Below are 13,684 nucleotides of genomic sequence, written 5' to 3'. Positions count from 1 at the left end.
ATTAAATACCGAAATATGAAAGGATTATTATTTTTGCTCTTAGCTCCTTTGCTTTCTACAGCACAGACTAGGCAAGTAGGGGGACAGATTCAAAATGGAAATAGCGAAGGACTGGCTGATGCATCTATTGTGTTGTTGGATAGTACGTATCAACAGATTCGCGAAATGAAGACTGATCTTTCCGGGAAGTTTGAATTAGCATTGACCCAGCATACGAAATACTATCTCAAAGCGTCACATTTGAATTTTGGTGCCAAGGAATTGTTTTTTTACAGCGATACCATAAAAAGCCCGTTGATCGTGACACTTCTTCCTAAGGTGAATGAGCTTGAGGAAGTGAATGTTGTAGGCCGGCAACCCCGATTGATCCGCAAGTTGGATCGCCTGGAATTTAACGTGCAAAATAGTAACCTCTCTGCGCTCAATACCTGGGACATCCTTAAACGTACACCTTTGGTGATGGCGAGTGGCTCGGACTTAATGGTCCGCGGAAGTAAAAAGATTATGGTGCTGATCAATGACCGCAAGATTCTGCTCAGTGGTGAGGAACTGAAAACCTATCTGGAGAATACCGCGGGCAACGATGTCCAGTCCATCGAGGTGATTACCAATCCCCCTGCAAAATATGAAGCGGAGGGAAGTACGATCATCAATATTAAGCTTTCTAAATCTACCTTATATGGCTATCGGGGTACGTTGGTAGGGCTGGCGGAGAAAAGCACGACCTGGAAACAGTTGTTTGGACTGACACAGTATTACAAGAATGAAAAATTCAATCTACGGGCGACATACAATTTTGGGCGCGGTACCTATGCCCGTTATGAAACAAACTACGTGTATTACCCGAAGGAACAGACTTCATGGGAAGGCACGATGGATCGTTTCGATACCAATAATAGCCAAAATAGTTATGTGCTTTCGATGGAATATACACCAGACACAACATGGTCAATCAATATGGGCTTAACAGGTTATTATGGGCCGAGGTCCTACGGCATCTATGAGGTACCTACAGTAATCTATAACAAAGACCATGTGCAGGAATCCAGCTATTTTACAACAAATGATCATGAACGGTCCAATAAAAACAACAATCTTTACCTTCAGGTAAGCAAGAAACTCAGCTCCAAATGGAGTATCAATTGGTCTTCTTATTTCACGTCCAGCAATGCGACCAACGATCAAGATGTTTTGACAGCATTGAATTTTAAGGGGGAAAAACCATCAAGTACGCGTTTTATCAGTAATAACGATAGTGAAAACCGACTTTTTTCCACGCAGATGGATATTACGGGAAAGATTAAAGGGCTAGAGGTTGAGTTCGGTGGAAAGTTTAGCGCTGTAAAAACAACAAGTGACTTAATATTTTCGGACGATGAATCAGGTACCCTTCAATACCGGCCCGACAAGAGCAGCCTGTTTGATTATAAGGAGCGCAATGCCGCCTTATACGCATCATTTAATTATAGCTGGAAGAAATGGAGCTGGAAAGCGGGGGTAAGAGGGGAGTATACCGATCTAGAAGGGTTGGTTTCAGAACCTGAGGACATGAATAAAAAGGATTATTTTGTGTTATTCCCCACTTTCTATATGCAATATGCGCTCTCGGACCAACAGCAACTCGGATTTTCCTATGGTAAACGTATCAGCCGTCCCGCTTATTCATGGCTTAATCCAGCGAAATCCTATTATAACCTGTTTTCATATTTCCAGGGAGATCCCCGCTTGAGGGCTACGATTGTGCATAATCTCAACCTGACCTGGACAAAGGATAATTGGAATGTGGATCTATTTTATCGTTTTGAAAAATGGCCTAATATGGAAATTGCTTTGCAGGATAATGTCAACCACCAGCTGATCTTTCAATATACCAATATTAAGAAAGGGCAAGGGGCAGGGATAGATTTGGGGAAGAGCTTTCAATTGACCTCCCGTTGGGGATTAAATCTGCAGCTGGAAGGAATGTACAATGAGAATTATTTTATGGGGGCCGATGCGGTGTTGCATAAGAACGATGTTTATATCGGTAATGGTAACATAAGTTCAAACTATGTCCTGGACAAAAATGCGGGTTGGAATCTGGAACTCGGCAATACGTTTACCTCACCTACTATTCAGGGACCATTTCGGATTACAGGCTACTCCAGTACCTATGTGATGACCAATCGAAAGTTTTTTAATAAACGATTAGAGGTCAACCTTGCGTTTATGGATATTTTTAGGACAGAGAAAATGAGAATATCGTCAAAATACGCTGATCAAAACAATTATTTTGATGATTATCGGGATACAAGAAAGGTAAATGTGACATTGCGGTATCACTTTGGGAACCAAAAGGTCAAGAGCGGCAACCAACCGAATAAGACCGAAGAGCAAACAAGACTTTAGCCCAGCATTATTATTTATATAGCTGTCTATCGTTCATATTTCATATTGCAAACAAATCTGAACAATAGACAGCCTAAAATCTTAGTTTATTTTTAGCGAATACGTGATGTTGATACCACCCGCCGCAAGCATATCATGTACTGAACAATATTTTTTCACAGCTAGCTCGGCTGCTTTCGCCGCCTTCACTTCATCAATTTCCCCTTTGAGGAAAAAGTTGATATGAATATCCGTAAACACTTGGGGCACTTCTTCACGGCGCTTTCCTTCTACTTCCACTTGGACATCATCAATTTGCTGACGCTGTTTTACCAGGATACTATGTAGGTCAAAAACACTGCAAGAACCCAATGCCATCAATACCAACTCCATGGGGCGAACACCTTTTCCTTCACCACCAATGGCTTCGGAACCATCGATGTTGACTTTGACGGAAGATAATTCACTGCTGGCTTCGAAATGCACAGCTTGGTTGACACGGTTTAATTTGATTTTCATAAGAATAATTATTTACTACGCGTATTGTATTTATCTGTTAACACATCCACGCGGTCACTATGATGACTTCCACTGTACCATTCTTATCCTATGCAGATTTGTTAGGTGTAGCTTTTGAAGCGGATGAATGTTAAACAAAAATAAGCATTGTTTAACAAAAAAAGGTCATCTGAATGTTCAATTCAAATGACCTTTTTTTGTTATCCTTTTGGCTAATTTATAGCACTAAGGTAAGGCAACTCCACCATACTGGCTGACATTTACTTTCCCTAATTTGGTGCTATATTTTGCATTGATCGCATCAACAAAAACATTGGCCATAATGGCATAGCCCATAGGTGTTAAGTGAACTCCATCCAATGAAAAGATGTTTCCAGTGATATATTTATTACTGATGGCGATACCGTTAATCTGATAGCCCGATTTTACTTTGTTCAAGAAGCTGTAGATATCCGCTACTGCAAGTTTTTTGCTGTCCGCAATCTGTTTGATCGTTGTGTTTAGTGCGACGATACGATCTTGGACCATTTTTGCCTCAGCCTCATCCAATACAAAATTGTCACCAACAGGGTTTGCCGGATGTAGACCGTAAGGAGCCGGATTGACAATGCCAGTTACAGGATCTTTGAGATCTCGTCTGCCCAATAAGCCAGCCGAAGAAAATGGCAGAATAAACATGTCTTTATCCGTTGCTGGACGAAAAGGGACTGTCTTTGTTTTAATGTAGATATCCGTGAGTGGTGCGGCATTGGGATCTTGCGCTTTTAATGCCGCATTCGCTGCAGCCAATAATGCCTGACGTGTTACTGTTGTGAAATAAGGAACGGCCGTCACATCAGGAATGGTCGCAACAACTCCTTTTTGTTCTTTGCTGGTCAATTTGGTGATAAAGCCGGTATAAAACCTCGCAAAGTCCTGTTCAGAAATCAAGGTGTTTGTGGCATCAGTAGTCACGGCACCATTTGTTGCATAGCCCAATACATCATTATTTCCTAATGAGAAGGAAAAGAAGGTATGGTCTTTGGTCGTTGCATAATCTACATAAGTTGTGGTAACTGGCGCATTGTCTGGTAGCAATCGCTCAAAATAAGGATTCCCTTTTGTGGTACCTATTCCTGGCGCAAATGCCATATCCAAACGCATTCCCGGTACGCCCAGATTATTGATGGGACCAGTGTACTTGATGTAAAGCGGCTTTTTGTCTTCCGTTTGTCCACGGATGGCCAGGTGGTCAGTAACTGTACCCAATTGTGGTTGACCGTTCACCAGTGCTTTTAAATATAAGAACCCGCTACCATTATAGTTTTCCGCAGGAAAATATGGTTGCAAAAACTCTCCTCCGCCTACTTTTTTCATTTCTTGAGCAAGCATATTCGGGAAAGATTGTTCCTGACCCTTGAGACTGAGCCCACTATTGGCGTAGCCAGAAGTTAGTGAGTTACCAACAGCTATATATTTGCTGAAATCTACATTTTCGGGATTTCCACCTTTGGTGTCAAGGTCGATAGACGGTTTACAGGACGCAGCCAATGCTATCGCCGCAAAACCAATATAAAGCTTAATATTTTTTTGAAATCTTTTCATAATCTATTACCATTTATAGGTGAATGAAATTGAAGGAGCATGAATGTTAGTTTTGTAAGCACCCTCAATTTGTGTAGCTGGGCTTACGACAGTACGCTCTTTCAATTTTTGTAAAACATAAGCTGCGTGCAGGCTGAATTTGTCGTTAATTGCATAAGACAATCCTAGTGCACCCATGATACGGTCGTTGTCCGGAGTCTCCGCATAAACATGGTCTTTGTCAACCGGTGTTTTTACATAACCTACTCCGGCACGTACAGCCAAATGCTCGCTGGCTTTATAATTCACCCCAATTTTCCCTGAAAATGCATTCTTATAATTTTTTATCTGCTCAGTATCTTGTAGCAGCGGTGTATTGTCTGCATAATCAAATACTAACTTTTTATAAATATTATATTGGATAAAAGTTCCATCGGCAACAACATCCACTTTGTCACTAACCGGGACCGAAATGCCTAGGTTGAGTGATGCCGGTAAAGGAAGCTCTGCACTGAATTTGGTATCAGGAAACGAGGCTGCAACAGCATCAGGTACCGTAAAATCAGCATCCCCTTTTTTCAGTTTGGTAACGACTTTCGATCGGTAAGATAGGGAGATCGCGACGTTGTTGTCAAAATTGTAATGTGCACCAACGTTATAACCTATACCAGTACCCGTGCCGGTTAATTTAGCGCTTGCAGAAGATCCGTCAGGTAAAAACAAAGGTAATGACCGCGCTAGATCGACCATACCGATGTTGTACACAAATCCGGCACCTACACTTAAGTTATCGGTAAGTTTATAACTAATGGTTGGCTGTATGTAAATCGCGCGCAACTTGAGGTGGTTGAGCTCGTATTTTCCAGGCCAACTGTCTCCCCAATCCACTGCTCCACCGTAAGGTGTGTAAACACCTAGACCAGCTTTCCAACGTGCATTGTCAGGGCCAAATGTAGCAAAGACAGAAAATGGTGGGGTAACTTGCGAACGTGTGTTGTAGACTTGATTGCTTCCTGATTCTTTGAAGGCTGATCGATACATTACCGTAGATATCCCTGCAGATACCGCATTGTGGTCCATTTTTGCTAAACCTCCCGGATTGTAGAATATACTTGTTTCGTCTGTGAATAGTGCAGATCCAGCACCAGCCATACCTAATGCTCGTACGCCCTGCGTGTTCACTTGAGACCCTTGTGCAAAGAGCAGTGATGGTGATGCACAAAGTATTGAGAATAATAATTTCTTCATACTAGTGTTTATTGTTGGTTAACATTCCTCTTTAAAATACAATGCTAACATAATAAATGTTTGGCTAATATTAATAAATGTTGTGTAATATTTTTTTTGCTCGTACCTTTAAGAGCAAGGAAACTAAAAATTAAACGATCATATTTTATGGCTACAATCACTTTTAAGGGCAATCCAGTGAACACAAAAGGCAATTTACCACAAGTTGGTGAGCAAGCGCCTGATTTTAAATTAACTGCAGGCGATCTTTCAGATAAGTCACTCGCAGACTTCAAAGGGAAAAAAATTGTGTTAAATATTTTTCCTAGTGTGGATACTGGAACTTGTGCGGCATCTGTACGTGCGTTTAACAAAGAAGCATCTCAATTGGACAATACGGTTGTATTATGTATATCAAAAGATTTGCCATTTGCACAAGGTCGTTTTTGCGCAGCCGAAGGCTTGAGCAATGTGGTGACATTATCAGAATATAAAGATGCGAATTTCTCTGATGCTTATCAATTGGCAATCGCCGATGGACCATTAGCAGGTCTATTGAGCCGTGTCGTGATTACCTTGGATGAGAATGGTAAAGTCTTGTACGAAGAGCAAGTTGCCGAAATCGCTGACGAACCAAACTATGCAGCAGCGATTGCTTCGTTGAACTAGGAAATCATGCGTAGTAAGAGGATAAAGAAGGCAGAACTATTAGCCGAAAGGCTTATTCAACCAGCATCTCATATCTCAATAATAAATACTAAAAAAAGCGTGCTTAGCACGCTTTTTTAGTATTTATTTCGTCTTCTCTAGGGCTTGTAAGATATCGTTGATAATATCTTCCTGATCTTCTAATCCAACCGACAATCGAATGCTGCCCGGTTGTATACCTAAGTTCAGTCGTTCGTCTTCAGACAGCTTGGAGTGTGTAGTGGATGCCGGATGCGTAGCAATTGATCTGGAGTCACCTAAGTTGGAGGTATATAAAATCATTTCCAATTGGTCAACAAAAGCTTTTGCACGTTCAAAACCACCCTTGACAACCAGTGTAACAATACCACCGCCCGCTTTCATCTGCTTCTTAGCAAGTTCATATTGTGGATGGCTTGGTAGAAAAGGATATTTTACGTCTTCAATCTCCGGATGATTTTCTAATGCTTGTGCCAGTGCGAGTGCATTGGAACAATGGCGATCCATACGGATACCTAGGGTGTCTAGACTTTTGGAAATAATCCAAGCATTGAATGGTGACAATGCGGGGCCTGTGTGACGAATGAAGAACATCAATTTGTCTATCAATTCCTGTTTTCCAACAACAATACCACCCAAAACACGTCCCTGTCCATCCATGTATTTAGTCGCCGAATGGATGACCAAGTCAAATCCATATTGAATTGGTTTCTGAAGATATGGTGTCGCAAAACAGTTGTCGATCGAAAGAATAATATTTGGATATTTTTCTTTGAATTTGCCCAACCACTCTAAATCAACCAATTCCAATCCGGGATTGGACGGAGATTCCAAGAATATAATTTTCGTATTTGGCTGTATAGCCTTTTCCCATTCCTCGGGATTAGCAGCGTCTACATAAGTTGTGGTAACACCCCAACGCGGAAAAAGTTCTGTAAATAACTGATGGGTAGAACCAAATATCGCGCGTGAAGAAACAATATGGTCTCCACTTTCGATAATTGCAGCAAAGGATGCAAATACTGCAGCCATACCCGATGCAAAAGATAAGCCCGATTCAGCACCTTCCATAATACAGACCTTGTTGATAAACTCGGAAGTATTCGGGTTTGCATAGCGAGAATAAATCATTGCATCCTCTTCTCCAGCAAAGACCGCCCGACCCTGTTCAGCGCTGTCGAAGATAAAACTTGATGTGAGGTATAAAGGAGTCGAATGTTCGCGAAGTGCTGAACGATCGACCTGTTCACGTATGATTTTAGATTGATCTTTTTTCATGATGTGTAAAGTTACGAGATGAAATTTTTATATTCGTATAATTACCAATGAAATGACCCATTTTATGAAAAAAATCTGGCTATTTTTTTTCCATGGAATTTTATTCCTTTGTTTTTCCTGTTCAAAAGATAAAGAATTACTCTCTGATCAGGGCCTCAAAGAAATACCTGTGTTCTTGTTGAGCCCCGATTTTCTATCTAACTATAATTTTTATCCGTTTGATAATAAGCTAAAACTGGCGTACAAAGACCGCCAACTTTCTCGAATTACTGGAGGCTTTTTGCCGATTCCCACAGCAACCGGATTGAGCTATCATTTTACCGATATTATCTATTGGGATATCAACGTTATTGGGGATCGGGTTAAATTGGAAAAAAAGAGCTCCGATAAGGGAGTCTCATTTGATGAAAGGCATGAGTTACGCTATCACAATAAACTGATCACCGAAAGAAGAATAAACCGAGGAGATCAATCCATTAGCATATATAAATATGAATATGAGAACAACCTCTTGAAAAAAGAATATTGCTATTTAGGTGATCGATTGCCCCTTGAGAAGACGTTCTATTTTAATGCGAGCAAAAATTTAGATAGTATTGTGTATGAATACCCATATAGTGCTTCTAAAATAATTGAGATATTTACTAATTATGATCAGAAACCAAATAAATTAAGAGGCCTTTTGGTGTTAGAAGAGTTTCTGCCAAGAGCGCTCTCGGTAAACAATTATATGGAAATGAATAGATTGTATGTTGATGAGGCAGGGAATCGAAGCCCATCTGGGGAAAGAAGATGGGATGCTAAGCTTTTCAATTAATGACGAACTTAAATAAAAGAGGCCGATAAATATATCGGCCCCTTTTATTTAAATTGAGTATTTCCTTATTTTTTTACAAATTGCATCACGACGATATCGCCAGAAATAAATGTTAACTCGTTATCTCTAACATCGAAGTTTGTTGTAGATTTTAAGCCATTCATAAATTCATTGTAAGCTGCATTTTCACAGTGCATCATCGTAGATACCAGTTTATCACCGATTTTAATGGAATTGCCTTTTTCACTTTCGTAAGTGCCGCCAATACCATTACAACCGTTGTTACCCTCTACTTTGTGGTCCTTGCTTGTGAAAGTTAATGTTGGGATTTTGTCCTTATACAATTCCTTCAGTGCTTTTCCTGCTGTCTCTGGTGTGGTAATAGACTTAAGCTCCCATGTTCCTTCCAAAGACGCGTTATCCACTACACTTGGTTTTTGGACTGTAGTTGCGGTATCGCCAGCTCCTGTTGCTTCAGATTTTTTCCCTGTTGTGTTGCATGCGACAGTTGAAAATGCCAATGCAACTGCTAAAATCATTAAATTTACTTTCATAATAATTTCTAATAATATATAAACATTCCTTTTTCTGCACTACAACTTATAATTATCATGCCAATCTTGTCCCAATAGCATCCAATCACCTGTTATAGTACAGCTAACTTCTTTATCCTCTATTAATAACAAATCTGTGTTTTTTGTTTGCACTCCAATAGGTAAATAAGTTCATTTTGGTCGAATCATACTAAAAAAAGAACAGCGGCAAAGCTCCAAGAAACTATTTTACTTTTTCAGCGAGATGTTTTAGATCAATCGATTGATTTGATTGAATAAGGCTAATTATCGACGACTAGATTACCTTTTTAGATTTTTCCACCCTATTTCCGTACGCAAATGTTACATAGATAATTTTATAAAACTTCTTATATTAGGGCTTTACAACCTAATTTTCTAGTACTTATAATAAAGAATATGTTCACAATCTTGTTATCTTCCATCTTACTTTCCAGCGGTACGGTAGCCAAACCGGATACGTTAAAACCTTATGGAGCCTTGCCAACCGAACGCCAATTAAAATGGCAGGAGATGGAAACCTACTGCTTGATCCATTATACGCCCACAACTTTTCAGAATAAAGAATGGGGTTATGGTGATGCACAGCCTGCTTTGTTTAATCCTTCGGCATTTAATGCAAATCAGATTGCCAAAGCAGCAGCGGATGGAGGTTTCAGAGGCCTGATCAGTGTTGCCAAACATCATGATGGATTTTGTTTATGGCCAACCAAAACAACCTCTTACAGTATTGCCTCCTCTCCATGGAAAAATGGAAAAGGCGATATGGTGAAGGAATTTATGGAAGCGACACACCGTAATGGAATGAAGTTCGGTGTATATCTATCAGCATGGGACCGTCACGATGAACATTATGGTACACCAGCTTATGCCAATGCCTACAGACAGCAACTGACCGAATTGATGAGCAATTATGGTCCCTTGTTTACTTCTTGGCATGACGGTGCAAACGGTGGTGATGGTTACTACGGTGGACACGAGGGGAAACGGATTATTGACCGGACAACCTATTATGAGTGGCATGAGAAAACTTGGCCAATTGTGCGTAAACTTCAACCTAATGCGGTGATTTTCTCGGATATTGGACCAGATATGCGCTGGGTAGGTAATGAACATGGTTTTGCTGCCGAAACCTCTTGGGCGACATTTACACCAATAGGGCTCAATGGAAAAGTAGCCGTACCCGGAGCGACCGAATCGCATAATGCCGAATCAGGTGACCGGAATGGAAAATATTGGATTCCTGCAGAATGTGATGTTCCCCAACGTCCAGGATGGTTTTATCATGAGGAGCAGAATAGCCGGGTGAAAACACCCAATCAACTGTTTGAAATCTATCTTAAATCGGTTGGTCGAGGTGCCAGTATGAATCTTGGTCTAGCACCAATGCCTTCAGGTACACTCCATGAAAATGACGTGAAATCCCTAAAAGCTTTTGGTAAAAAGATCAAAGAGACTTTCCGTACCAATCTGGCAAAAGGTGCAACCATAACGGCCTCAAATACACGTAATGCTGATACCAAAACTTATGCGACATCGCTGATTACGGATAATGACCGTTATAGCTATTGGGCGACCGATGATACAAAAACTTCGGCTACACTTGAAATTAAGCTAAAGTCAGCAGCGACATTCGATCTTATTCAATTGCGCGAAAACATCAAATTGGGACAACGGATTGACAGCGTTGTTGTGGAACAATGGGCTGACAACACCTGGAAGCCATTGGCCAGAGCAACCAGTATTGGTGCGAATCGCTTGATAAAGCTTGAACAACCAACGACAACGACACGCTTACGGTTACATATTTATGCGCCGGTAGCAATTACTTTAAGTGATTTTGGTCTATTCAAGGAGTATAATGAATCTTTTGCCTTCGATACAAAAGAGCTTAAAAAACAAACGGGCTTTAAATTACAGACAACTGGTACGACCGACAAGGCTTATATAACAGATGGTAATCCAAATACCTTTGCAACTGTGGACGATCAGGGAGTCTTGGTCATTGAAACAAATGGCGCAACCTCAGGGATTGGTTTCTTACCACGTCAGGATAAAAAGACAAGCGGTATCCCGACGAAATACAGGATCTCAACCAGTGTAGACGGTAAAAAATGGACAAGCGTCAAAGAAGGAGAATTCTCCAATATCAAAGCAAATCCAATTTTGCAGCAAGTATTTTTTGAAACAAGCAATAATACCAAGTTTATCAAATTTGAACCAACGCAATTTATTGAAGGGAATGAGCTGACAATTGCCGAGCTTGAACTTTATGGGAAATAGAATTTTAATACTTTTCGTGGTCTGCATCTGTCAGACCACGCTTTTGTTTGCACAACAAAATCCACTTCGTCTTTGGTATAATAAGCCTGCCAAAATCTGGGAAGAAACCCTGCCGTTGGGTAATGGGCTAATTGGTATGATGCCTGATGGAAATCCAACGCAGGAAAAAATTGTACTGAATGAGATCAGTATGTGGTCCGGAAGCCCTGAGGATCCCAATAACTATGACGCGCACAAAAATGTCAACGCCATACAGGCTTTGTTGAAGGCGGGTAAAAATGACGAAGCCGAGAAATTGGTCAATGAAACTTTTGTCACCAGTGGCAAAGGTTCCGGCTTTGGAAATGGCGCTAATGTTCCTTTTGGCTGTTATCAGTTGCTCGGAGATCTACTTTTGCACTATCAACTGCCATCTTCGCCTATTGAAGACTATACAAGATCACTGGATCTGGCCACAGCGACAGCACAGACTTCTTTTCGTGCCGGAAGCACAAAAATTCAGCGTACCTACTATACCTCCTTTGACAAGAATATCGGTGTTATTCAATTGAATCAAAATAACAATGCCAGACAGACGGTTGGTATTTCTTTCGAACGGAAGGAGAATATAGACCGTTACTCCCTGTTGGACGATGGTATTTTAGTCGAAGGGTCGTTACCGGACGGTAAAGGCGGCAAAAACCTAAAATTTGTTGCTTTATTAAAAGTTCAAGGTAAAAATATTCAGGTCAGCAAAAAGGATCAGGTGCTGGAAGTTTCAGCGGCAGGAAACCTCTCAATCTATCTCACGGCAAGTACATCTTATTATGGACAAGATCCATTGGCTACCGCAAAGGCGACTATTGCTGCGGTACAGCCGTCCAATGCAGCTAAAATATACCGTAGCCATCTGGAAGCCTATCAGCGGACTTTTAATCGGGTCGAACTAAACCTATTTGGGAATAAAGTAAATACGAATATTCCGACCAATGAACGGATTGCTAATTTTTATAAAGATCCCACACAGGATCCAGATTTGGCGACCATTTATTATCAGTATGGTCGTTATTTGAATATTTCAAGTTCAGCTCCGAAAAATACAAATGCACTTCCGCCAAACTTACAGGGTTTATGGGCCAATCAGATCCAGACACCTTGGAATGGTGATTACCATCTAAATATCAATGCGCAGATGAATCATTGGGGGGTAGAGGTAAACAACCTAAGTGAATATCATAAACCTTTTATCGAGCTGATAAAACGGATCGCAAAGACAGGTGAACAAACAGCAAAAGCTTATTATAACGCACCTGGGTGGGTTGTTTATATGATGACTAATATCTGGGGCTATTCAGCGCCAGGTGAACAGGCTTCTTGGGGAGCAAGTACAGCCTCCGGTTGGCTATGTAACCACCTGTGGGAGCATTATCTTTTTACGGGAGACCAAGGGTATCTGAAAGAAATCTATCCGATACTAAAAGGTGCCGCGGAATTTTACGATCATACATTGGTGCAAGATCCCAAAACGGGCTGGTGGGTAACTTCACCATCGGTATCACCGGAAAATGCGTTTCGGATGGCCAATGGAAAGGTCGCAGCAGTGGTGATGGGTCCCACAATCGACAATCAGATTGTACGCGAGCTGTATCAGGCCGTTATTCAGGCAGATTCTATTTTGGCTGTCAAGGATAGTTTTGTAGCTAGCCTGAAAGGGAAATTAAAAGAGATTCCACCCGCGGTAGTGGTTAGTAAATCTGGACGTGTGATGGAATGGCTCGAAGATTATCAGGAGGTTGAACCCAAACACCGTCATGTATCCCATCTTTATGGTCTGTATCCTGCCGCATTTATTTCTCCCCAAACGACTCCGACTTGGGCCGAAGCTGCCCGAAAAACGCTTGCTGTCAGGGGAGATGAAGGGACAGGCTGGTCAAGAGCCTGGAAAATATTGTTTTGGGCAAGATTGCAGGATGGCGATCATGCCTTGGAAATCCTTCGTCAGTTGCTGAAACCTGCTTTTGCCAGTGAAACAACCTATCAGGGTGTGGGCGCCGGCACCTATCCCAACTTATTCTGTGCCCATCCACCGTTTCAGATTGATGGCAACTTTGGCGGCGCTGCAGGTATCGCAGAGATGTTGATTCAAAGCCACAATGGATATATCCATCTGTTACCAGCGCTGCCTAAAGCCTGGTCTAAGGGGCAGATCAAAGGGCTAAAAGCCAGAGGAAATTACACCGTGGATATGAGCTGGGAAAATGGGAAAATTGTCAAGCTTAACATAAAGGGAAAAAAAGGAAATGTTCGCATATTTGAAAATGGAACCTATAAGGACTATAAAGTCCTTTAGCTATTTTTGCTTTCTATTTATTTTTCTGGGAACAACTGCTTG

10 protein-coding genes are annotated in these 13,684 nt (G+C 41.2%); 5 read left to right on the top strand and 5 right to left on the bottom strand.

What is annotated here, in order from left to right; genetic code table 11:
* The first annotated feature begins 15 nt into the window (after positions 1 to 15).
* Complete coding sequence (locus DFQ12_RS16990; protein WP_120260250.1) at positions 16 to 2,388, top strand: outer membrane beta-barrel family protein; 2,373 nt, start codon at positions 16 to 18, stop codon at positions 2,386 to 2,388.
* A gap of 81 nt (positions 2,389 to 2,469) precedes the next feature.
* Here DFQ12_RS16990 and DFQ12_RS16985 read toward each other — a convergent pair whose 3' ends face one another.
* From DFQ12_RS16985 to DFQ12_RS16975, 3 genes are all read right to left on the bottom strand, one after another.
* Positions 2,470 to 2,886, bottom strand: coding sequence for an OsmC family protein (locus DFQ12_RS16985; protein ID WP_120260249.1), 417 nt, complete (start codon positions 2,884 to 2,886; stop codon positions 2,470 to 2,472).
* Between the two features lie 225 nt (positions 2,887 to 3,111).
* On the bottom strand, positions 3,112 to 4,470 hold the full coding sequence (locus DFQ12_RS16980) for an SGNH/GDSL hydrolase family protein (RefSeq protein WP_120260248.1): 1,359 nt from the start codon (positions 4,468 to 4,470) through the stop codon (positions 3,112 to 3,114).
* Between the two features lie 6 nt (positions 4,471 to 4,476).
* Positions 4,477 to 5,697 (bottom strand): OmpP1/FadL family transporter, encoded by a 1,221-nt coding sequence (locus tag DFQ12_RS16975; RefSeq protein ID WP_120260247.1) that lies wholly within the window; start codon positions 5,695 to 5,697, stop codon positions 4,477 to 4,479.
* A gap of 147 nt (positions 5,698 to 5,844) precedes the next feature.
* On the opposite strand from DFQ12_RS16975, the gene tpx reads away from it, so the two are divergent.
* The gene (tpx, locus tag DFQ12_RS16970; RefSeq protein ID WP_120260246.1) at positions 5,845 to 6,345 is read left to right on the top strand and encodes a thiol peroxidase; all 501 of its coding nucleotides are present in this window, start codon (positions 5,845 to 5,847) and stop codon (positions 6,343 to 6,345) included.
* A 123-nt stretch (positions 6,346 to 6,468) separates the two neighbouring features.
* Here the strand turns inward: tpx and DFQ12_RS16965 are convergent, their stop codons facing one another.
* Complete coding sequence (locus DFQ12_RS16965; protein ID WP_120260245.1) at positions 6,469 to 7,641, bottom strand: trans-sulfuration enzyme family protein; 1,173 nt, start codon at positions 7,639 to 7,641, stop codon at positions 6,469 to 6,471.
* Positions 7,642 to 7,705: 64 nt separating this feature from the next.
* Between DFQ12_RS16965 and DFQ12_RS16960 the strand changes: the two genes are divergently transcribed.
* Entirely contained in the window at positions 7,706 to 8,458 is a 753-nt protein-coding gene (locus DFQ12_RS16960; protein ID WP_120260244.1) for a hypothetical protein, read from the top strand.
* Positions 8,459 to 8,523: 65 nt separating this feature from the next.
* On the opposite strand, the gene DFQ12_RS16955 is transcribed toward DFQ12_RS16960, so the two are convergent.
* Positions 8,524 to 9,012: an META domain-containing protein gene (locus DFQ12_RS16955; protein WP_120260243.1), complete on the bottom strand. Its 489-nt coding sequence runs from the start codon at positions 9,010 to 9,012 to the stop codon at positions 8,524 to 8,526.
* Positions 9,013 to 9,429: 417 nt separating this feature from the next.
* Between DFQ12_RS16955 and DFQ12_RS16950 the strand changes: the two genes are divergently transcribed.
* On the top strand, positions 9,430 to 11,313 hold the full coding sequence (locus DFQ12_RS16950; RefSeq protein WP_120260242.1) for an alpha-L-fucosidase: 1,884 nt from the start codon (positions 9,430 to 9,432) through the stop codon (positions 11,311 to 11,313).
* Entirely contained in the window at positions 11,303 to 13,642 is a 2,340-nt protein-coding gene (locus tag DFQ12_RS16945; RefSeq protein ID WP_120260241.1) for a glycoside hydrolase family 95 protein, read from the top strand. The genes DFQ12_RS16950 and DFQ12_RS16945 overlap by 11 nt, the downstream gene beginning before the upstream one ends.
* The last annotated feature ends 42 nt before the right edge of the window (positions 13,643 to 13,684 follow it).

Origin of the sequence: Sphingobacterium detergens (assembly GCF_003610355.1) — a bacterium.
Taxonomy (GTDB): domain Bacteria; phylum Bacteroidota; class Bacteroidia; order Sphingobacteriales; family Sphingobacteriaceae; genus Sphingobacterium; species Sphingobacterium detergens.
Note: the sequence above shows the minus strand (reverse complement) of the source record. Positions and strands in the feature narration are given on the sequence as shown.